This window comes from Virgibacillus sp. JSM 102003 (assembly GCF_041949995.1).
GTDB lineage: Bacteria > Bacillota > Bacilli > Bacillales > Amphibacillaceae > Lentibacillus.
The window spans coordinates 50,916-73,298 of record NZ_JBHFQH010000009.1 but is presented as its reverse complement, the minus strand read 5'-3'; the positions used below and the strand labels follow the sequence as shown (position 1 = coordinate 73,298).

The 22,383-nt window shown below is 36.6% G+C and carries 22 protein-coding genes; 20 read left to right on the top strand and 2 right to left on the bottom strand.

Going from position 1 to position 22,383, the window contains the following annotated elements; all coding sequences use genetic code 11:
• The first annotated feature begins 33 nt into the window (after nt 1–33).
• The 4 genes from ACE1TG_RS11435 to ACE1TG_RS11420 all read left to right on the top strand — a co-directional run bounded on the left by ACE1TG_RS11435 (nt 34) and on the right by ACE1TG_RS11420 (nt 8,942).
• A complete protein-coding gene (locus ACE1TG_RS11435) occupies nt 34–3,483 on the top strand; it encodes a UvrD-helicase domain-containing protein (RefSeq protein WP_375052521.1) in 3,450 nt (1,149 codons plus the stop codon).
• Nucleotides 3,484–4,008: 525 nt separating this feature from the next.
• Nucleotides 4,009–4,995 carry a tRNA dihydrouridine synthase gene (locus ACE1TG_RS11430; RefSeq protein WP_375052520.1) on the top strand — a complete coding sequence of 329 codons (987 nt, stop codon included), beginning with the start codon at nt 4,009–4,011 and terminating at the stop codon, nt 4,993–4,995.
• Nucleotides 4,996–5,509: 514 nt separating this feature from the next.
• On the top strand, nt 5,510–6,724 hold the full coding sequence (locus tag ACE1TG_RS11425) for an SEC-C metal-binding domain-containing protein (protein ID WP_375052519.1): 1,215 nt from the start codon (nt 5,510–5,512) through the stop codon (nt 6,722–6,724).
• A gap of 1,513 nt (nt 6,725–8,237) precedes the next feature.
• Nucleotides 8,238–8,942, top strand: coding sequence for an SH3 domain-containing protein (locus ACE1TG_RS11420; RefSeq protein ID WP_375052518.1), 705 nt, complete (start codon nt 8,238–8,240; stop codon nt 8,940–8,942).
• A 20-nt stretch (nt 8,943–8,962) separates the two neighbouring features.
• On the opposite strand, the gene ACE1TG_RS11415 is transcribed toward ACE1TG_RS11420, so the two are convergent.
• Entirely contained in the window at nt 8,963–9,469 is a 507-nt protein-coding gene (locus tag ACE1TG_RS11415; protein ID WP_375052517.1) for a hypothetical protein, read from the bottom strand.
• Nucleotides 9,470–9,567: 98 nt separating this feature from the next.
• On the opposite strand from ACE1TG_RS11415, the gene ACE1TG_RS11410 reads away from it, so the two are divergent.
• From ACE1TG_RS11410 to ACE1TG_RS11360, 11 genes are all read left to right on the top strand, one after another.
• Nucleotides 9,568–10,161: a vWA domain-containing protein gene (locus ACE1TG_RS11410; protein ID WP_375052516.1), complete on the top strand. Its 594-nt coding sequence runs from the start codon at nt 9,568–9,570 to the stop codon at nt 10,159–10,161.
• A gap of 71 nt (nt 10,162–10,232) precedes the next feature.
• Entirely contained in the window at nt 10,233–10,373 is a 141-nt protein-coding gene (locus tag ACE1TG_RS11405; protein WP_375052515.1) for a YpzI family protein, read from the top strand.
• A 140-nt stretch (nt 10,374–10,513) separates the two neighbouring features.
• Entirely contained in the window at nt 10,514–11,908 is a 1,395-nt protein-coding gene (locus ACE1TG_RS11400; protein WP_375052514.1) for a hypothetical protein, read from the top strand.
• 147 nt (nt 11,909–12,055) lie between these two features.
• Nucleotides 12,056–12,973, top strand: coding sequence for a heme o synthase (cyoE, locus tag ACE1TG_RS11395; protein ID WP_375052513.1), 918 nt, complete (start codon nt 12,056–12,058; stop codon nt 12,971–12,973).
• An 84-nt stretch (nt 12,974–13,057) separates the two neighbouring features.
• Complete coding sequence (locus ACE1TG_RS11390) at nt 13,058–13,540, top strand: transposase (RefSeq protein WP_375052512.1); 483 nt, start codon at nt 13,058–13,060, stop codon at nt 13,538–13,540.
• Between the two features lie 156 nt (nt 13,541–13,696).
• The gene (locus ACE1TG_RS11385) at nt 13,697–14,344 is read left to right on the top strand and encodes a transporter (RefSeq protein ID WP_375052511.1); all 648 of its coding nucleotides are present in this window, start codon (nt 13,697–13,699) and stop codon (nt 14,342–14,344) included.
• A complete protein-coding gene (locus ACE1TG_RS11380) occupies nt 14,344–14,622 on the top strand; it encodes a GNAT family N-acetyltransferase (RefSeq protein WP_375052510.1) in 279 nt (92 codons plus the stop codon). The genes ACE1TG_RS11385 and ACE1TG_RS11380 overlap by 1 nt, the downstream gene beginning before the upstream one ends.
• Nucleotides 14,623–14,633: 11 nt before the next feature.
• Entirely contained in the window at nt 14,634–15,053 is a 420-nt protein-coding gene (locus ACE1TG_RS11375) for a UPF0158 family protein (protein WP_375052509.1), read from the top strand.
• Between the two features lie 24 nt (nt 15,054–15,077).
• The gene (locus tag ACE1TG_RS11370; protein WP_375052508.1) at nt 15,078–15,308 is read left to right on the top strand and encodes an excisionase family DNA-binding protein; all 231 of its coding nucleotides are present in this window, start codon (nt 15,078–15,080) and stop codon (nt 15,306–15,308) included.
• Nucleotides 15,309–15,338: 30 nt separating this feature from the next.
• On the top strand, nt 15,339–16,241 hold the full coding sequence (locus ACE1TG_RS11365) for an RluA family pseudouridine synthase (RefSeq protein WP_375052507.1): 903 nt from the start codon (nt 15,339–15,341) through the stop codon (nt 16,239–16,241).
• A 15-nt stretch (nt 16,242–16,256) separates the two neighbouring features.
• The gene (locus ACE1TG_RS11360) at nt 16,257–16,784 is read left to right on the top strand and encodes a DUF6933 domain-containing protein (protein ID WP_375052506.1); all 528 of its coding nucleotides are present in this window, start codon (nt 16,257–16,259) and stop codon (nt 16,782–16,784) included.
• A 153-nt stretch (nt 16,785–16,937) separates the two neighbouring features.
• Here ACE1TG_RS11360 and ACE1TG_RS11355 read toward each other — a convergent pair whose 3' ends face one another.
• Nucleotides 16,938–17,921 (bottom strand): DmpA family aminopeptidase, encoded by a 984-nt coding sequence (locus ACE1TG_RS11355; protein ID WP_375052505.1) that lies wholly within the window; start codon nt 17,919–17,921, stop codon nt 16,938–16,940.
• 516 nt (nt 17,922–18,437) lie between these two features.
• Here ACE1TG_RS11355 and ACE1TG_RS11350 point away from each other — a divergent pair.
• From ACE1TG_RS11350 to ACE1TG_RS11330, 5 genes are read left to right on the top strand one after another with little or no spacing between them, the layout of a single operon-like run.
• Entirely contained in the window at nt 18,438–19,085 is a 648-nt protein-coding gene (locus tag ACE1TG_RS11350; RefSeq protein WP_375052504.1) for a hypothetical protein, read from the top strand.
• On the top strand, nt 19,085–19,828 hold the full coding sequence (locus ACE1TG_RS11345) for a cytochrome c biogenesis CcdA family protein (RefSeq protein WP_375052612.1): 744 nt from the start codon (nt 19,085–19,087) through the stop codon (nt 19,826–19,828). The genes ACE1TG_RS11350 and ACE1TG_RS11345 overlap by 1 nt, the downstream gene beginning before the upstream one ends.
• Before the next feature lie 17 nt (nt 19,829–19,845).
• Nucleotides 19,846–20,445 (top strand): peroxiredoxin family protein, encoded by a 600-nt coding sequence (locus ACE1TG_RS11340; protein WP_375052503.1) that lies wholly within the window; start codon nt 19,846–19,848, stop codon nt 20,443–20,445.
• A gap of 39 nt (nt 20,446–20,484) precedes the next feature.
• Nucleotides 20,485–21,168, top strand: a complete 684-nt coding sequence (locus ACE1TG_RS11335; protein WP_375052502.1) for a response regulator transcription factor — start codon at nt 20,485–20,487, stop codon at nt 21,166–21,168.
• Nucleotides 21,155–22,240: a sensor histidine kinase gene (locus ACE1TG_RS11330; RefSeq protein ID WP_375052501.1), complete on the top strand. Its 1,086-nt coding sequence runs from the start codon at nt 21,155–21,157 to the stop codon at nt 22,238–22,240. The genes ACE1TG_RS11335 and ACE1TG_RS11330 overlap by 14 nt, the downstream gene beginning before the upstream one ends.
• Nucleotides 22,241–22,383: the final 143 nt, after the last annotated feature.

Here is a 22,383-nt window from a genome sequence, read left to right as displayed (position 1 = left end):
GCTACTGATGAAATACTTAATGAGGTGTTATTTATGGAATCAAGTAATAGAGAAGTAAATATGAATATTGACTTTCAAAAAGCATTATTGGGGCTTGAATCATGTGTTCAAAGAGGAAAAGGTTTTTCTGTATATAATGTTTCAGAAAATGATCTTAATAACATAAACAAGATGGTTAAAAAAGCATTTGGATCTGATGAAGTTACATATATACGTTTATCTGAATATGATTCAACAAATGAAGTTAATGGTGAAACTCCTTTAGTGATTTATCAAGATATTAATCGAGCAGAAATGCTAAAGGTTGTTGATCCGTTAGTAAATAAATTGATTTATCCTACTTGGTTCCATAAAAATACTATCATTTATATAAGTACATTTGAAAAGAAAGAAAACAGTGTTTACGATATCTCTTCCACATTAATTCACTCTGATTACAATAAAGTGATAAAATTGCTTTCTTTAGAGCAACTTGAAAATATTTTAGATTTAATCAATATAAACATACATGATTTTAATATGATTTCTTTATATGATGAGCGGGTTCTTTATACTCCAATTGAACTTATACTTCGAGATAAATTAATCGAGAAAAACATTCCATTTGAACCCCAGGTTAAATTGGGAAGATTTTATGTTGACTTTTTAGTCACAATAAATGGACAAAAAGTTATTGTAGAATGCGATGGTCGTGATTACCACTCACTTGAGAAAGATAAGGAAAGAGATAAAGAATTGGAGGTAGAAGGCTATAGAATCTTCAGGTTCACTGGTTCAGAATTATACAACAATGTTGAAAAATGTATAGAAATCTTAATATTAAATTCTAAAAAATTCACACGAACTCGACATGTATTAGAAGAATTAAATGAAGAACAGAAAAACGCTACTAATCATATTGATGGTCCTATGCGTTTACTAGCTCCAGCTGGATCAGGTAAAACAAAAACTCTTATAAATAGGATCGCCAACTTAATTAACAGTGGGGTTAACCCAGACGAAATTTTAGCTTTAGCTTTCAATAAAAGGGCCAGTGAAGAAATGAAAGATAGACTTCAAAATTTATTTGGTATTTCTAATGTGAATGTAAGAACTTTTCACTCTTTTGGTAATCAAGTCATTAAAGAAAAATTAAACTGGAGATTTGACTCAAAAAAAGAAAAAAACCTCACTAGGTCTTTATTGGAATCAGCTATAAAGAATCACGTAACGTTAAAACATATACGTAATAAAGATCCATTAGGCTCCTATTTAGAGAAGCTGAGTAAAATTAAAAATGAGTTGTTACCTTATGATGAATTTTTTGTTGAAGATGAAGACAAAGTTATTGATTTCAAACCGATTTTTGATGATTATCTAGCAGGAATGAAGAACCATAATTTTCATAATTATGATGACATGCTTTATCTAGCTTCAAGAATATTATTAGAAGACAAGTTTTTACGACAGAGTATTCAAGGTCAATACAAATATATTTTAGTGGATGAATTTCAAGACTTGAATAAGGTTCAATTATTGATTTTACAAATTTTGTCTTTACCAGAGAACAATTTATTTATTGTTGGTGATGATGATCAAATGATATACGGATTTCGTGGGGCTGAAATCAAACACATTTTGGAATTCAATCATCGTTACACTATAAATACGGATCAGGTTCTTAATATTAATTATAGATCTACAGGAAGTTTAGTAAGACATTCCAAGTGGTTGATTGATCATAACGTTGCGAGGGTATATAAAGAAATAACACCTGATGCTAATGATAAAGGAAATATTTCATTTTATGTAGGTCAAGATTTGAAAAAACAGTGTGAAGAAATAGGCAGGTGGATATTAGCGCTAAAAAATAAAAATAATAAATGGTCAGACTTTGCTGTTTTGTATAGATACAACGAATATGAAATTAATTTGTATGTTGAACTTTCAAAAATGGGAATCCCAGTTCCATTCAACGATAATAAAATATTAAATTCATCAGTGGGAAAATGTATTTTTGCATATCTAACAACGATTTACAAACCTGATCAATGTAACAATGACACTTTTAAACGGATTATAAATATACCGAATAAATATATAAGAAACTCATTCATTACAACCATAAATACATGGGATGACTTTATAGATCTTGAGACATCATTGAATAGAATAAAAGAGATGAATAAAGAGCGCTATAAAAATTTTGTACTAAAAATTAAAGCATTGAATCAAAATGTGGAAAAACACAGTGCATATGAGTTAGTGTCATCCATTGTTGATGGGTTTGGATTAATCGATTTCTATAATAATCAATCAAGTCATATATCACAAGTAGACTCTTCATCTGATAGTCAAATTATTCAAATCATATTAACTCTATCAGCACAGTTTGATACGGTTGAAGAATTTTACAGTTTTTGGACAAATAAACAGTTAAATGATGGTGATGATATACCTGGACAAACAGATGATTTAGAGGAAGTACAAGATCTGGTTACTTTAAATAGCATTCATAAGACTAAAGGAAATGAATTTCTACACGCAGCTATTTTTAATATGTCTAGAAAAGTAAACGAAAGGCTATCTGAAGATGAAATGGAAGAAGAAAGACGCGTCGCATATGTGGGTGTAACACGACCAAAATCTTCATTATTAATTACATCACAAGCGGGGGAAATTTCACATTTCGTTAGAGAATATTTTTTGAACCCTGAATTTAAAGAAGTAGGAAGTCATGAATTAAACGAATTTCAAAATAACATTGATACTGAAATAAATGTGCTAAAATCTGAGCTCCACATGTATGATGATTCTATTACTGAGTTAAAAGAGAAATATCCTGAGATGGAAGGCAAACGGTTAAATGTTGATAAACCGTTCATAAAAATAAAAGAATTCATCAGGAAAAAACGTTTAGAGAAAGGCTTAGCTAAACATGAAGTATTACAAAGTGAAAGAAGTACTTTACTTTACAAAATTGAATTAAAAGAACTTGAACAATATGATATTTTGAATGAACAGAAATATAGAGAATTATTGAATCAAAGAAATAAGAATCATGATGAATTTGAAAGTAATAATAAGGGTTTTGCAGGCGGATCATGGTTATCCGAAAGTACTTCGCAGGAATTAAATAATCGATTAGAATCTAATCATAATATAAACTCTAATGAAATAAATTCTTTTCAAAAGAAAAAGAGAATCTATTATGATGAAATACCTAATGATTTACTAAAAGTGAGTGAAAAAAGTCATCATAAATATAATGTTAAAGCAGGAAGTAATTCAAATTCATTAGGCGCCTTTGATGAAAAAATAGCTAAAAGAAATGAAGAATTGGGTCGACCTGTTAATTCACATTTACAGTGGACACGAGAAGAAGAAAAATTGCTGACCCAACGGTTAAATGAGAATGTACCAATAAAAGAGATAGCCAGATTACATGGTAGAAAAGAAAGTGCAATCAGAGCGAGGATAAAAAAGCTTGATTTAAGTGATTAATTTATGCCATCTCGGTGTCACAAATCTGATGGAAATTGGAAATAATCAATATGTTTGCGATCACCACTCCATGGAGTTTATGACAGTGTTGGAACAGAAATAGTGTAACCAAATAAACATTTGGCTGAAAAAAATTAATAATTGCTAGTCCGACCCTAATTTCGTAGTAATGATCATTTACGAATTCGGGTCTTTTTGTGCCCAAATAATGTCTTATCAGGATTTTCTCTAATTTCCTTTTCTTGTTATTTTATAATCGGCAATTTTTTTAACAAAGAAAAGTGTTAAAATAGGTATTTGGAAAACTCTATTTTATCGCCAAAGGCAGATATTTAGATGGAGATTCGGGAGAGTTTAATTTAGTGAACAGCACGTGTCTGGTTAAAATATACATTTCTTATCAGTTTGATATAAAGTGCTTAAGCATGATATAAGTATAAAAGAAGTAAGGACTTTTTAGCTTTTTAATTTTGCAGGATAAGGGTTTGACTTAGTATTCCATAGTGAAAGGATTTGAATTAAGATATGAAAGATAATTTTTGGCGGGATCTACCACGACCGTTTTTTATATTGGCACCAATGGAAGATGTGACAGATGTTGTGTTTCGTCATGTAGTAAGCTCGGCAGCCAGGCCAGATGTGTTTTTTACAGAGTTTACAAATACAGATAGTTATTGTCACCCAGAGGGGATCCAGAGTGTTCGTGGGCGTTTGACTTTTACAGAGGATGAACAACCAATTGTAGCTCATATATGGGGAGATAAGCCTGAATACTTTCGGCAAATGAGTATTGGTATGGCGAAACAAGGATTTAAAGGTGTAGATATTAATATGGGCTGCCCTGTGCATAATGTGGCAAAGAAGGGGAAAGGATGTGGCCTAATCCGTCGTCCAGAAGTTGCTGCAGATATAGTACAAGCAGCAAAAGCGGGTGGATTGCCCGTGAGTGTGAAGACAAGACTTGGATACACAGATGTAGACGAATGGCGCGACTGGCTAACACACATCTTGAAACAAGATATTGTTAATCTTTCTATTCATCTACGTACAAAAAAGGAAATGAGTGATGTAGATGCTCATTGGGAACTAATCCCAGAGATTAAGAAACTTCGTGACGAGGTGGCACCGGATACACTTTTGACAATCAATGGGGATATTCCTGACCGTCAAACCGGCTTAAAGCTTGTTCATCAATACGGAGTTGATGGGGTTATGATCGGGCGTGGTATTTTTACAAATCCATTTGCTTTTGAGAAGCAGCCAAAAGATCACAGTAGTAAGGAATTACTTGATCTTTTAAGGTTACATCTGGACTTTCATGATAAATATTCAGAATTAGAACAACGGCCGATCAAGCCTCTTCGTCGCTTTTTCAAGGTATATGTCCGTGGGATTCGAGGGGCTGGTGAGTTGAGAAATCAATTGATGAGTACAGAGTCAACAGATGAAGTGCGTGCATTGCTCAATGCCTTTGAACGAAAAAATGTTGAGGTGACGGGGGTTCAAGAGTGAAAAAAACTAACCGTGAATCCTCTGGAAATTAGTACACTAATGAGCCCCTCTTAGAAGCTTATGGTAGTGAGTACTTTAAAAGCTGTATAGATAATTTAGAACAACATATGAAAAGATATTTGCTTCACTCGATTCTTAGAATGATGAGTATATGAAACTTATTTTATCGGTTAATGGAGAAAGGGTTATCAAAAGGGGTGAAGAATTAAAAAACATTGAGACACGAGGGCAAGGGATATATCCCATTCATAACCACAACCTGGGACGATATCCTGTCCCTCTTGTCCTTCAACTAATGAAGAGATTGCTTCTAATAGAAAATACCCTCAAAAAGTAGCTGTGAATGAAGAAGAGTCGGCATTTAAAATCCGAGATAATAACTGAAAGAATAGAAGGTTAAAAGAATTGTTCGGGGCAGAAATAATGGCTGGGCATTGGGAATATATCCAGTTTTATAATTAATGATTGAGGCGATGACCAAACTGTTAATTCGTTCCTTGAGAGGAGATTTTAAATGGATAATGACAAGGTGGGCAAAGCTTTACTGCAAGCTCTAGAAAGTATGCAGGCTCATGGAAAAGAGCGTGAATATAAAAGGAAAAAAGAAGTTTGGAAGAATATTGAGGTTCCATGCACACTTACTGATGCACTAGTAAATTTAAAGAAGCATGAGATGGATCAAATTCGTAAAAATCTTGTTCTTAAAAATTTAAGTTCCTTGAAAAAAGGCGAACTAGCCAAAGAGTTAGTTCAGTTAATACCATCACGGTTTGAGCATGTCTTATACATACTGGATAAAGAACGCTACGATATTATTACGGAAGCTATAAATAATTCAGGGGCATTCATGGTAGATAATACATTTCCGTTTAGAAAGATAGAGTCGCTAAGAGACTATGGTATTTTATTTCCCGGTGTTCATAAAAATCAGTATGTTCTGTCCATGCCTTCGGAGTTGATCACTGTTTTTGACCAAATTGATAGAAATGAAATTCAAAATATTGTAGAGCGGAATACTGAATGGATACGCTTAACCCAAGGGCTACTTTATTATTATGGTGTTATGGATTTATATGCTGTGATTGACAAGGTAGAAGAATTAATAGGACAAAAGGTAGCGGTATCAGAATTTATCAATGTAATCTCCCATTCCAAAAATTATTACCGTCAACTTTCTTTTTCCAGTTTTGGGCTAAAGCATCAAAAAGTTTTAAATGCCGAAGAGATAATAACGGAACAGGAAAAAAGACAAGATATAGATTATTATCCTTTTACTAAGAAACAGTTGGTGGCTGCGGGGGAATTGGGGTATATACACAGATCCCAGGCTATGGACAGTTTCACTCAATTTCTTTTGGATTACTATGACTTACCAAATGATGAATTGAATGAAATTGCTATAAAGATTACAGATATGATTAAAGAAGATAAAAAGCCGGAGATGTTGATTCATTATTTAGAAAGTAAACTCGAGTTTACTTCTGCTGCTTTTGTGAATCAGTTAATGCAGAAGTTAATGAAATTACATAACAACACTCCTATGTGGGTTTTAAAAGGTAACACACCTAGTGACTTATCTCCAGTAGAACATAAGCATTTAAAGTCTGAATCCTCAGGAAGTGACAAGGAGTCAAATGTGGTCCCGATAAGAAAGAATATTAAAGTTGGCCGTAATGAGCCATGTACATGTGGGAGTGGCAAAAAGTATAAAAAATGCTGTGGAAAATAGAAGGGACATGTGGAAAGGGAATATCACATTCCAAAACAACAATTTGGGACGATGAACATATCTCTCCTGTCCCTCCGTATTGCTTATAGCGGCATGCGATACGGAAGAGTCTATCCTTTTGTAAAGCCTGAGCGCAAGGCTTTACAAAGGATAGACTCTTGGATGAAACATGATTGATTTCTAAAATTCCTCAGGAAATGTGTTAATTAACTTGTATCGTATCGCCGGGCGATATGGTACATAAGCTCTTTGAAAACCTTATGAATTGATAGATAAGGCAATCCGATATATAACATGGTAGATACACCCGAAAATAACCATCTAAGACAATTAACTTGTATCTTTTGCCCTTATCGTATCGCTTATAGCGACCCGCGATACAGATGAGTCTATCCTTTTGTAACGCCTTGATGCGGGGAAGTCAGACTCTTGGTCAAAACAAGACTGACTTCTAAAAATTCCTCAAGAAAAGTGCTGGTTGATTCTTTTTATATGTGTCGTATCGCCGGGCGATATGATACTTCAACTCTTCGAAAATCTCAAAATTTAATGATTAAGGAAATCCGATATACACGATAGTTACACTCGAAACTAATTATCTGAGACGACGAACCTTTCCCTCTTGTCCCTTACCGTATCGCGTATAGCGGCATGCGATATGGAAGAGTTTATCCCCTTGTAAACCTTAGGTGCGGGAAGATCTGGACTCATGGACAAAGTTAAATTGTTTCCAAATTTCTGGAGTAACGTACTGATTGACTAATTTTATCGTATCGCTGCCCGATATGAATACAAACTCTTCAAAAACCTCATAATTTAATAGATAAGGGAGTCTGATATATAACAAATTAGATAAACTCGAAAGTAACCATCTGGGGTAACGCATATAGCGGCACACGATATGGATGAGTTTATCCATCTGTAAAGCAAGAGTTCTGAGTGGTTCAGACTCTTTGAAAAATAAGATTGAATTCTAAAATTCCTCAAGAAATTTGTAAATTGATTTTTTATATGTATCGTATCGCCGGGCGATATGGTACATAAGTTCTTAGAAAACTTCATAATTTAATATCCGATATATAACACGATATATGCACCCGAAACTAATCATCTGGGACAATGAACCTGTCCCTATTGTCCCTCCATATCGCTAGGCGATATACTTGCAAATTTTTCGAAAAACCTTCATATTTGATAGATAAGGAGATTCATTTTAATACATGATATATACGTTAGTATAAGTGGTTATTTAGTCGTTACAGTCCTTATTTGCTAGAAATCTGGTTGAATCTGAGGGCGATATATGATATATAGGAAGTTCAATATCTTCGTATCGCTTATAGCGGCACGCGATATGGACAAGAAAAATGTGAGTCGGAGCTGCTAAGTATAGCGTTAGTCTTTATTATGCTCTTTATGTATTAGCCTGTCGTGTGTGTGCTGCATATCGCCAGGCGATATACCTTTGAATTTTATCGAAAAACTTCATATTCTACTAGAAAGGAGATCCGATATGCGACATGATATACAGCCAAATGAACGATCTTTCACCTCGAAGGAAGTAGCAGATGAATTGGAAATCGCAACACCTACTGTTAGAAAGTATGGCCAAGTTTTAGAACGAAATGGATATGAGTTTTTCAAAGATGGTGACCGGCGTATTTTCGTTCGTTCTGACATCGAAGCGCTTATAGCGATACGCGATACGGACAAGCCCTTAGACGAGACAGCTACATACCTTGTAAATCAACAAAAATTAAGATTAGATGGATTCAATGAAACAGAGATAGCGGTACCTGATTCACCTGGGAGTTCACCCCAAGATCTCGATCAGTTAAAAGAGTCTTTAATGTTTTTAGCCAATGAACTAGCGGCTACACGTGAAATGAATGTCCAGCTGACAAATGATATGTCTCAACTTAAAACTACGGTTTCCCAGCTCCAGCAAGATCATCATGTTATAAGTTCTGGTATCGGAAACTCAGCACAAAGAACTGCACGAATTGAAAAATTAACTGAACAACAGAATAACCACTATGAGACATTGCTGCAACAGGAAAAAGAAAAAACCGAATACTTACAAAAAGAAATACAAAATATGCGGGATGAACAGAAAAAAGAATGGCGATCACAAAATGATTTTAATAAACGTTTAGAAGAATCGATGAAAAAACCTGCAGGAACTTTGGGTAAGTTCCTGTCCATATTTCGTAAATAAGCCCATTTTGTTTGTCCTTTCTACGCGTGCAAACCCGTTAATGGTTTTAAACTAAAATAGTCTAATGCTTGATTAACATCGTGGATATTGTATACCTTTTTCTCAAGACAGAACTGAATAACCAGATCGTAGGTGTCACTTTCGGACAATGAGTACCCGGCAGAGCTTAATAGCTTGTCGGTTTCTTTTTTATTCAGTTCAAGTGCTAAAGCAAGGGCGATAACGGTGTTTTTTCCTACTTGATATTCGGGATTGGATCGAATTTTTGAAAAATGCCTGCGATCAATTCCGGCTTTTTTATAGATTTCAGCGTCACTAGTATCTTTTTCATCAATTAAGTTAAACAATACTTCTTTGAGTGTAGGCTTACGGTTATCTTCAATAAAATCTTCCAATTCAACGAGTTCTATTTCTTTATGAATACTGTAGTCAATCTTCTCAGAGGATTCACAAACATCAACTGGAGTTATATCTATATGATCCTCTACATACTTCTGCATTTCCAGAAAGAACTTTTCATCAAGCACACTGTCCACCTCCCAAATATGTCGCTTATTAGGCGACCAAAACACGGATAATCTCAGTTAATATTATAACAGATTAAAAATTTGAGGGGATGATAAGTGTGAATGGGTATGTAACAGAAATTATTTTCCTGTTGGATAGAAGTGGGTCAATGGCCGGGCTTGAAAGTGATACAATTGGTGGGTTTAATGCTTTCATTGAGAAGCAGAGTAAACTTGAAGGGGAAACGATTCTCACTTCAGTCTTATTTGATAACAAGTATGAAGTATTGTGGAATGGTGTTGATGCCAAAAACGTAAGGCTTACAGAGAACGAGTATTATGTAAGAGGGACGACAGCGTTATTGGACGCAGTGGGAAAGACAATTTTAGATGTGGGTTACAGGTTATCGAGATCCTGTAAAGAGCAGGAACCGGACAATGTTATAGTAGTTATTACAACCGATGGCATGGAAAATGCAAGCCGTGAGTTTTCTTATAAAAAAGTAAAAGAACTGATAAAACACCAGCAGGATAAATACAATTGGGAATTTATTTTTATGGGTGCGAATATTGATGCTGCAAAAGAAGCAAATAATATTGGAATTGTTGAACAAAATGCATATAACTTTGAAGCTTCCGAAAAGGGTGTTGAGAGGATGTATGATATCGCTTCTGAGATGGTGTCAGAGAACAGAAGGAGAAAACAGTACTGATTTTTGTGAGCTAAATCGTATGAATAAATCTTCTTTACTAATCTCATTTTAAGTATAGGAGGTGCTTAAAAATGGGAAGAGACCGTCAAGAAAAAAAGTTGAAACAAAGCGGACGTGTCGAATCAGACAGGGATGTAGGTACTCGATATAAAGGCTCAACAAAAATGGCAAGCCCTGAAGAAGTCAAAAAATTAAACGATGGCAAAAAGTAAAATAAACAGGCGATCATCCTAAGGGTGGTCGCTTAAGTTGTTGCGGCATGTTTGAAGTGTCAACAACCTGGGACGATGAACCTGTCCCTCAATCTCTTCATATGTTATAATTGGAAAAAGCGATTAGGGGAGTGTGCGATATGGATAGGGATCAATTTTTAATTTATGATCAGCAGAAACAGGTCCGAGTGCAGCCGGAAAGAATCTCGTTATATATGCAAAGTGAAATTATTGAAGCAATAAGTGAGAACAATGAGATGTATTACTTGTTCTTTTATAAAAACAATTTCCTCACTGCAGCAAAAGCAAAGAGGCTGCGTCGACAATCCTTCATCGAGAGCGCATTTACAAAAGGTATTGTTTATAACGCCCCACACCCATTTATCAACAAGCTGCTTTCATCCAATCACCCATGTAAAATTATCGGTTTTAAACCATTGCTACAGAAACTTGAAACAAACTATACTCCGCAAGAAAAAGCTTTTATTCTCACCTTCTTTGAATCATTTATTCCAAAAAAACATCTGTTTGAAGAAATTAAATCAATATTTTATGTTTATCGCCGTAATGGCCAAGGATTCCTGGGTTACCGGATTATTCGTGTTTTAATGGATTTTGCACCGAAGCACAGTTTCGTGACACAAATTTCCAATGACCCTATTTTAAAAAAATATGAAGATCAGTATAACGGCCAGCCAGATGATCTATTAGTGAAGGACTTAATCTTTGCTGAAAAAACGCTCTACTCACAAAAAGATGATGATCAGCGGTTTCAGCAGTTAATCGCCCATTTGGAAAAAGAATCACGATGGACGGATATGATTGCCTTGTATTGTTACAAATTATCTATATCCCCTGCAACTGACTACTACAATATTCTTGCAAATTTACTGGAGCAGCATTTAAACGAAAATGAGGCAGAATTCATTTTAGAACGTTTAGACAGCCAGTTACCAGCTTTCCTCCCACTACAGCAAGATTTATTTAATAAATATGTAAAAACCCACCAAATCGAAAAAGTTTTCCATATAATGCAGAATCGTGAATTTAAACTAAGTAATGATCAGATTCAAACCTTTGGAAAATTGCTTGAGCATCTTGATTCAAGAACATATTCTTCACATCCAGAAATGCTTAATACTATATTAGAGTCAGTTATTAACGCATCCCCTGAAAAAGCAGAAAAACTTCTTAATAAATACGTTGTCTCGTTATTGGAAAACCATGAAGTAGCGTATATAAAAGAATTACTAAAACCTTTTAAAGAAAGTCATGGAAGTCTGGAGATAATTAGAAAAATTGATACCATGGAAAGGCTAAGTGATGATCTGGACCAAATGCAAACGCTTGGAGAGTTGTATTATGAATTTAATCTACTGGATAAGGCGATTGAATGTTTTAGCTGGGAAATGGAACTTAAACCTACTCAGCCAAAACCACTTCAATGGTTATCTAAAGTCTATCGGGACAAAGGCTTAAATCACGAATCGGACGCCTATCAGCAGCTGTGTATTAATCTGCAAAAAAATGCTTGATGGTATCAAACTAGGTTTAATACTATAAATACTGAAACAGACAGAATTCCTGTCTGTTTTTTAAATTACAGTTTTCATCCATGTGATTGGTTATGATACATGTTAAAATAAATTAGATGTAATTGAAGGCTTGGGAGGAAACTGCAAATGAAAAAAGATGAGAAGACTGTTATATCGCCTCAACAAAATCCCAATACTCTTCTGTCTGATTTGAAAGAACTTTTTAAGGCGGTAGTGTTAATTTTCAATGTACTCCCTGTTTTTGCTGGGTTCTGGCTTGCACTTTATTTTACGAACTCGACATTTACTGCAAATTGGGATGTATTCCTGTTAACAATGGCTGGCAGTACATGCGTGATGGCTGGCGCACTTATTCTTAATAACTGGTACGATGTGGACATTGATACGATCATGGAAAGAACAAAGAATCGCCCTACAGTAACGGGGAACCTTTCGTTAAAAGCTGTTTTGACGATGGGAATTATTTTTTCGGTAGTTGGTTTTATCCTGTTACTGTTTACAACGATAGAAGCAGTCTTATATGCCTTCATTGGCTGGTTTATATATGTGTTTCTGTATACGATATGGTCGAAACGTAAATATACGCTTAATACTGTAATTGGGAGTTTTTCTGGCGCAGTAACACCTTTAATCGGCTGGGCTGCATTAGAACCTGCTAATCATACTGTACCTATTATCATGTTTCTTATTTTGTTTATCTGGCAAATCCCCCATACGTTTGTTATCGCCATACGAAAATATGATGAATATAAGGCTGCTGGGGTGGCAATGCTTCCGGTGGTACATGGACTCGCTATCACGAAGCGGCAAACAGTTATTTACATTGCCTGTTTACTTCCGTTACCATTTTATCTTGCCTCATTGGGAACAACGTTTATGGTGATTGCAACCTTGTTAAATATTGGGTGGCTGACGCTTGGGATTAGTGGTTTTTTTACCAGGGACGATTTGAATTGGGCCAACAAGATGTTTTTGTATTCCGTGAATTATTTGATGATTATCTTTGTTGTTATGATCATCGTTACTGTCCCTTCGTTTGGTTAAAGCTATACAATTTAATGCATACCATACATACTAGAATGAGTATATAGACGTACAAATTGCTTATATAGTATGGAGGTAGAAGCTATGGGAAAGCAGGAAAAATATCAGCGGTATACAAAGAAAACTAAACTTGAAGCAGTTCGGCGTGTACTTGAAAAAGATGAACCTGTTCAGGCAGTGTTGAACGATTTAGGAATTCGTCACAGAGATAATATTTATGTTTGGATTAAGAAGTACCATAAGGAAGGTGCCTCTGCATTCGATCGGAATATTGGTCAATCTCATAACGAGCAAAGTTCGGCATCACCGGATAAATTAATTGAAGAGTTATCGTCAGAATTAGACATACTGAGAAAGTTTATTGGTATGTCTCACCATAGTATTGAAGAACGGTATCAAGCGGTTGATGCTCTTCAGGGTCAATATTCTTTAGATACTATTTGTAGGACACTGGAGGTTTCGGAGATTGGTTTCAAGCATTATAAAAAATGCCAGCAACTCGGAATGGACGAGCGGTACAGCAATCCTGATTCCGTTTATTTTAAAGCATCAACATGTCAGCGATGAGCTCATTCTTCGGTAAGCATCCAGTTTTTGCTGGAGGTTTTACTGAAGTTTTTTTCTATTATGACCTGAGGTTTGTCATCATAAAGTTGTCAGGGTTACACTTCTTTGTTTTTTCTAATATAATAGGTTAAGAGGAAATTTGAAGAGGGATATGTTATGCAGAAAATGGCGAAGATAGCATATGAGAGTATTATGATCCTGCTTGTTATGCTGACAATCATCACATTATGGACTGAAAACACATATAGTTCAACAATCAATTGGATTGTATGGGGTGTATTTTTTATTGACTTCTTTTTTCGATTACTGACTGCAAAAAGGAAGTGGGACTTCATTAAACAAAATCCATTTCTTCTAATAGCTATTATCCCATTTGATCAATTTTTCCAGGTAGCCCGGGTGGTAAGGGTCATCTACTTATTCCGAATCAAAACTATTGCAAAGTACTACATTGCGCCATTTGTCGAAAAGCTGACTTTTCAATCCAAATCAGTAATTGTATCCATACTCCTTTCATTAATGGTTGCAGCATCTTTTGTTATTTGGAATCTGGAGAGCTCGGTTGTCGCGTACTATGACTCACTTTATGTAATTATTGGATATCTGCTGTTTTTTGGTAATCGTGTTTTTGAAATCGAAGGTCAGGTTTCAATATGGATCCTAACAGGAATATCCATAATAGGGATTGCAATACAAGGTTTAGCACTGCAGTGGGCATTTAATAAGATAGAAATACTATTTAATAATTTTAAAAAAAGGAAGCCATCAGTATCACAAGAACATAACTCAGAGGAGGCTAATTAATGACTGCAATTAATAAAGGTGGTAATAAATTTTTTGTTGGCGAAGATGAACAGAATCCATTAGGTGAAATCACATTTGAGCCATCAGGTGATAATGTATTAATAATTGACCATACGTATGTAGCAGATGAGCTCCGCGGACAAGGTATGGCGGGGAAACTTGTAGATAGAGTAGTTAGGTATGCAAGGGAAGAGGGAAAGAAAATTAAACCAACATGCTCATATGCCAAAGATAAATTGGAGAAAACGCCTGAATATCATGATGTGCTGGCGGGTTAGGAGAAGAAAGCATGGATTTAATTGACGAATTAATTGATGCGTATTTGCATAACGACTTTGAAATTAGATATGTATTGGATACAAATAACGGACAAGTTTTAATGGATGCCCCTGAATCAATAACAGGAGAACCAGAGATTGACTGGGATGATGAGGACGCAACGGATAGTCTTTTTCCAATCCCGCAGATTAAATCGGATGAAGCATATGATTCAATGGTTAGATTTGCAAAAAAACAGGAAACCGCTGCAGCTGAGAAATTGATTGATGTACTGAACCGTAGAAAGCCATTTCGAAATTTTAAGGACAAGATTATTGAACTTGGAATTGAAGATGAATGGTATACCTTTGAACAAAATGATGCAAAAGAAGCCATTTTCAATTGGCTGGACGAGCTCAATATATCATATGAAAAGATTAATCAAAAATAAAATCACTGAAAAGGAAATTATAATATGTACTTAACCATCGAAGAAACAGCCGAGTATTTATCAATCGAAGAATCAAAGGTTAAAACGTTCGTACTGCAAGGCAGGATACGTTCTGTTTATGATGGAGACAGATACCTTATCAACAAGGAACAATTTAGTACACATCTCGAGCAAATGGATAGATACCGAAAGATGCTCCAGGATTACCTGAATGAGCCACTTCCGGAAGATCCCGATGTGAAGGATGAAGATTAGCTATTAATTACATTAGAGGAGCATATGTATATGCCTAATAACCAGCAAACCACGAAAGACGAGAAATCACTTGTATACACAGTGGAGGAGCCGATTGAGCTTTTAAAATTTTTGATAAAAGTCATGCCCAACCGCAGCAGGAACTCGGTTAAGTCAATTCTAGCGCGTGGCCAGGTGACTGTCGATGAGCATATGGAAACACAGTATAATTATGCACTTCACCCAGGACAATCTGTTACTATTTTAAAAAATAAGGCTTCCGTTAAAGAGAGCGCATTAATTGGTATGCGTATTGTCCATGAAGATGAAGATATTATTGTCATCAACAAAGAAGCGGGATTACTTTCTATTGCCACCGAAAAAGAAAAGGAACGAACTGCACACCATCAATTGATGGAGTATGTGCGCCGTGAAGATCCCAAAAATCGAATCTTCGTCGTGCATCGCCTTGATAAAGATACATCAGGTATTATGATGTTTGCAAAGAACGAGAAGGTTAAGCGGACCTTGCAGGATGCCTGGAAGGAAAACGTTAAAGAACGTACATATGTTGCACTGGTTGAAGGTGAAGTGAAAAAAGCGAAAGGCTACATATCATCGTGGCTGAAAGAAAGCAGTACACATTTGGTATATTCCAGTTCGAATAAGAATGATGGACAGCATGCAATTACACATTATAATGTAATTCAATCAAACAAAAAGTTTTCATTAGTTGAAATTCAGCTGGAAACCGGGCGCAAAAATCAAATTCGCGTTCATATGCAGGATCTTGGTAATCCGGTTGTAGGTGATAAAAAGTATGGATCCAAAACAAATGAAATCAGGAGGCTTGGCCTTCATGCAAAGGTATTGTCATTTAATCATCCAACGTCTGGTAAGCTACTGCGGTTTGAAGCAGAAGTTCCAGGGTCATTTTTTGCAAAATCAAAATAGCAATCCATAGGAGGTGTGTTTCATATTTTACAAATACAATGCACGAAAAAGTTATCCGATGAATTAAAAATAAAAACATCTAAAGATAAGATAGTAGACAACGAACCACTGTACTCATGGCATGCACATATTTTTTACTATAACCGAAAAAAATACTGCATCGTTATGAATAACAGCACACGTTATAACTTCATTATTGGCAGTCTCAGAAAAAAAGAATTTAGCCAGTTTTCTTCACTAGTTAAAGAAGGGATACGTGAAAACCTATTGGCTGAGGGATTTGCAGAAAATGTTGTGGAAACATATTTGAAAAAATGTGATGACGTGAATTATGCTCCAACAAGTGAGCGTCCTATTATCTCTCAAATAAATGAAATGATTGGCGCAACGAAACACATTCAGGGGGAAAAAGGAGCAGATACCATTGAAGACAAACTAGATGAAATTAATCGCTTTAACAATAAGTTCGTTATGCTGACATTACCAGAAACTTATTCAGCTGAATCTATGAAGAAAGCATTAATCAAAGAGGTTCTTTTATAAAAGAGCCTCTTTCTTAATGCATAAGTGTGGCTAGAGGCTAGCGAATGCGAAATGCGGAATTGATAAAGATCGACAACAAAACGATTATAGTCGACTCGTAATAGATAAACATCGACACGGAATCGATAAAGTTCGGCGAAGAATCGATAAAGTTTACAAACTGAGCGGTGCTTTCTCTACAACTCGTCCACTTCTTCCTTCTGTTGTTTCAGCATTTTTCAGCGAACTAATAACAGCTTCTTCAGTCACTTCAATCACTGCTTGAAATAGTTTATTCATAATAGGATGGTCATCACGAATAAAAGACATGCTCTCAAGCTCGACGGTTGCATTATGATCATATGTATTCGCTGTAGAAAAAGCGATTGCTATATCGCCGCTGCCATTATCGATAGTACTTCCTGTTCTGCCCAGTCCAGCTGCACATCGCTTAGCTAGTCGTTTCAGCTGCCGGTCATATAGCGGTGCATCGGTTGCTATAACCATCATAATTGACCCGTCAGGTGTATCCAAATTCACGCTGCTGCCAAAGTCTGCGAATAAGGCATCATCCCGTTTGCCGAAATTACTTAATACGAGACAGCCGACAGTGTAAGAATCTGCAAGTCGTGATGCTGTGCCGATTCCACCTTTATACCCGAAGCAAACCATCCCTTTTCCTGCGCCAACCGCACCTTCTTCAACGGGATTACTATCAGCGCTCTCTATCGCTTGAATCGCGTGCTCAGGCATCACGGATTGCAGTCGAATTGAATTCAGATAGCTGTCATTACATTCCCCCACCACAATATTGAGTGAACTTGTTGAGTCGCCGATTTCTTTATTTTCATGGAGCATATATTGGAGTGTCCCTTGCCAAACAGACCCTACACTGAGCGTGTTGGTAAGCATAATGGGTGATTCAAGTAAGCCTAACTCTTCTACTTGTACAAGACCTGCAGTTTTTCCATAACCATTAATAACGGAGCTTGCTGCACGAATCTTGTTCATGAAAATATTACCTGCATGGGGCAGTATAGCTGTAACGCCAGTACAAACCGTATCCTGTTCATTCAATTTCTCGTACAACGTTACATGCCCAACCTTTACACCCCAAACATCGGTAATGCAATTGGAATTTCCTTTAGGTAACTGCATCTGAACCACTCCTTCTATTTCTCTTATTTTACCAGTATTATAGCAGATGTATGTATTGCGTGATTATTTGTGTTAATTTCATAAATGCTTTATATTCATCATTTATCCAAACAATTTCACGAACTAATGTTTTAATTTTCGTTAATTCAAACTACTACTGTAGTTGATTGGAACGGAGGGTGGCGACTCCTGCGGGAATAACATGAGCCTTGAGACCCCACAGTGCTACTAAATGAAGGCCGACTAAAACCGTCCTTTGCGGACAACGTCGGCATACCCCTTGCCGGGGCAAGGAGGCTCAAGCCATGCCCGCGGAAAGCGTCCACCCGCAGAGGAAATCAACAGGCCGAGCACATTTAAAAATAGTTTAGTTTACTGCTTTATTTTTGAACTATGAATTTGATTCGATTGTGTAAACTCCAAATAGAATTGTTTCAAATTAAATTAATACTTTCATCAAACTTTCACAAAACTTCTTTATAATTAATATAGAAATGGAAACATGGAGGTCGTACTATGCCATCAGCTTGGGTGTTAACCAACGTTGCAATCATCGTAGTAAGTATTCTTTGGGGATTAATGTTTTTTTACATAATTAGCCCGTTAACAAAAACAACGAAAAAGCAACATTTTGAAGAAATAATATCATTACTTATTAATTTTGTCATTTTTATATGGGTTGGGAAAATTCTCTTAAACCTAGCTGTATTTGTTAAAGATCCACTCGCCATACTAGCGTACCCAAGTAATTCACACGCCTTTTATGTCGCAGCTTTCCTTCTACTGCTAAACGTTGGCTATAAGGCAAAGCGGAAAAAGATCGATACAATTCCTATACTGGCATCGTTTGTTCCAGTTTTCCTAGGTGCATCGTTCGCTTATGAGTTTATCGAGATTACCTGGAACGAAAGCAACTTGGCATGGGGGCACCTGATATTACTCACGGTGTTGATTTTCATCTATATATTTGTGCATGAGAAAGTATCAGCTCGTGTGGCAGTGGGTGGCTTCTTTGTTGGCTGGAGTTTGGGGCAATTGCTTTTAACCTTCTTCCTGCCATTTACAACGTTATTTGGCTATATGATGGCTCGCTGGTTTTTAATTGCTATTTTTATAATGAGCTTTACATTGTTGAATTATCATAATAGAAAGAAGGTGTCATGATGGGTGCTGCTGCGGATTTGACAATTTGGCTGGCATTGGGAGCTGGGGTTCTATCATTCCTCTCTCCTTGTACACTGCCGATTTTTCCGGCATATCTATCTTACATTACCGGGATGAGTGTGAAAGAGCTGGAAAATAACAAAGATATCAAGATCAGAAGTAAACTATTGATTCATTCTTTGTTCTTCTTATTAGGTGTTTCAACGGTCTTCATAGGCTTAGGTATTGGGGTTTCATTTTTGGGTCAATGGATTCAAGGAATGCTGACAGGAGAATCAGGATTATTCATCCAGCGAATTGCAGGTATCTTTATCATTGTAATGGGGCTGTTTGTTGCTGGGTGGATTAATATTACATCAATTATGAAAGAAAAGAGATTTCGCTTTACGAAAAAACCAGTTGGCTATCTAGGAACTGTTTTTGTTGGCATGGGGTTTGCGGCAGGATGGACACCGTGTATTGGTCCTATCTTTGCATCAATATTGGTTGTTGCAGCAAGTAACCCGACTCAGGGATCTCTTTATACGATTATGTATGTAATAGGTTTTGCACTGCCATTTCTGATTTTAACGTTTTTCCTTGGATCAACACGCTGGATTGTACGTCAAAGCCAGAAGATCATGAAGGCAGGAGGAGCAATCATGATTCTTATGGGCGTACTTCTGTTTACTGGTCAAATGACACGTATTTCAAATTTTCTGCTTAAGCTCGTTCAGGATACGTGGTTAGCTAATTTAGGATAGGAATTGGAGGTTATCATATGAAAAAAACAATTATAATCGTTATTATTACCGGAATGTTTGCCTGGGCAGTATACGATGTAATAAACAGCTCTAAAGATACGGCTAATAGTGGAGATTATGTTGCAAGGGAAGATACAACAGAGGAAGATACGAATGAGGATAGCTCAAATGAGGATAGCGAAGGAAATAATAAGGTAGGACTTGAAGTAGGGAATATCGCACCAGATTTTGAACTTACCACGTTAAATGGTGATACTGTAAAGCTATCTGATTATCGTGGTCAGCGGGTAATGGTGAACTTTTGGGCGACTTGGTGTCCGCCGTGTCGCGCGGAGATGCCTGATATGGAGAAGTTTCATCAAAATAAAGATATTACTATTTTAGCGATTAATCTTACTGAAACAGAAAGCACGAAAAGTGATGTCACAGAGTTTGTCGAAAAATTTGAACTGACATTTCCGGTATTAATGGATGAAACAGTGAAAGTAGCAAATCAATATCAGATACAGCCTATTCCTTCATCATTTATGATTGATTCGAACGGAAGAATTCAGTATAAGGCATTAGGTGCCATGAATTATGAACTAATGGTTCAGGAATTTGAAAAGATGAAATAGATCCTCTTTATAGCTTAAAATAGACAAGAGGTGTTTAAGATGAAACAAAGTATTTTAGTCGTAGAAGACGATCCAATGATTCGTGAACTGGTAAAAATACACTTGGAAAAAAATGATTATGACGTGATCGAAGCAGCTGATGGTGAGGAAGCGAAGGGTGTTTTCTTAGAATACCATCCTTGCTTGGTTATCCTTGATTTAATGTTGCCCAAAGTAAGTGGTGAAGATTTCTGTGCATGGGTTCGAGAACAGGAGCGTAATGAAGTATCCATTATTATGCTGTCAGCGAAAGCAAAGATTGAAGATAAGATTGAGGGACTGAAAATGGGCGCAGATGATTATGTCACGAAGCCATTTGACCCGGATGAACTCATGGCACACGTCGAAGCGGTATTGCGACGGACAGGTCAATTTTGCCAAAAAATTGCCTATGAAGGATTGTGTATCAAGCCGCGAAAAGGTGAAGTGCTTCTTTACGATAAATCAATTAAGCTAACGAAATATGAATTTAATCTGCTGTATTTTTTCATGCAAAACCCAAATATGGTACTCAGCCGTGAGCAATTAGTCATGCAAATCTATCCATATGCAGATCATACAGTGCTGGACCGTACGATAGATGCACACATCAAAAAGCTGCGGGAAAAGATTGAGGATGATACATCGAAACCTAAGCGCATCCAGACTGTTCGGGGAATGGGGTATAAGTTTGTCAATACGTAATCAGATCAAATCAAGGTTACCAAAAGGATTTCTTTGGCGCTTATCTGCGTTGAATTTTCTTGTTGTTGCGTCTGCAATTGTCGTCAGTGGACTTGCAATTTATAATACGGCATGTTTTTTAGTGGATGCCATGGGCGGGCTAGAAGATCAACGCCAGGAGCAATTCAATGCAACATTATTCAATTATTTGTGGATATTTATTATTACAGCGATTGTTACGGGTAGTTTATTGCATTTTTATATGACCAAGAAACTTATCAAACCAATTCGCAGCTTAATAGAATCTACGAAGCAATTAAAAAAAGGCAACTATCCCGATCCTGTTGAGGTGACATCCCAAGATGAAGTAGGCGAGCTTGCTGTCCAGTTTAATGGTCTTATTCAACAGTTGCATATGAATGATCAGAACCGCCAAAAGCTCGTCTCGGATCTGTCACATGAATTACGCACGCCATTAACCAATTTAAATGGATATCTTCAATCCTTGGAGCGAGGTGATATCGAGGGGGACCAGAAGCTTTACAAGTCATTGTATCAGGAGTCACAGCGTCTCACAGGTATGATGGAACAGCTGGAGCAACTTAAGGAATGGGATTCTGCCACTTTGCAAACTTATACCAAAAATAGAGAAGTCGATATTGCCACTGTAGTTAATCAAAGTGCTGCTATGTTTAACTTGCAATTGGATGAGAAAAATATTGCATTGTCTGTAAATGTACCCTCATGTACGTTACATATTCATGAGGAAGGTATTCAGCAAATTATCAGTAATCTCTTGGAGAACGCTATCCATTACTACAATGGTGAAGGGGCAATTACTGTTTATGGCGAACGGCAAAAGTCTGACTATCAAATTGCTGTTAGTGGTCCAAGTAGTTTTATCCCAGAACATGAACAGGAAAACATATTTGAACGTTTTTATCGGTTGGACACATCGAGAAGCCGCGAAACGGGTGGCAGCGGCCTAGGGCTTGCAATAGCTAAAGAAATAGTAGATCGGCATGGTGGGGAAATTGGTGTAATTTCCGAAACAAATAGTAATACGTTCTGGTTTAGGTTGCCGTTACCGTAAATGGGGTATGGGTGAAACGAAGGGTAATCCCCTCACTCTGCGGAGTCTCGTCAGCCCGTTTTTCCGCAGGACCCCCGCAAATTACCATCCAATCATAGATCAGAAAAGCCGGATTCAGTCTTCCCGGCAATTATTCAGTCTTT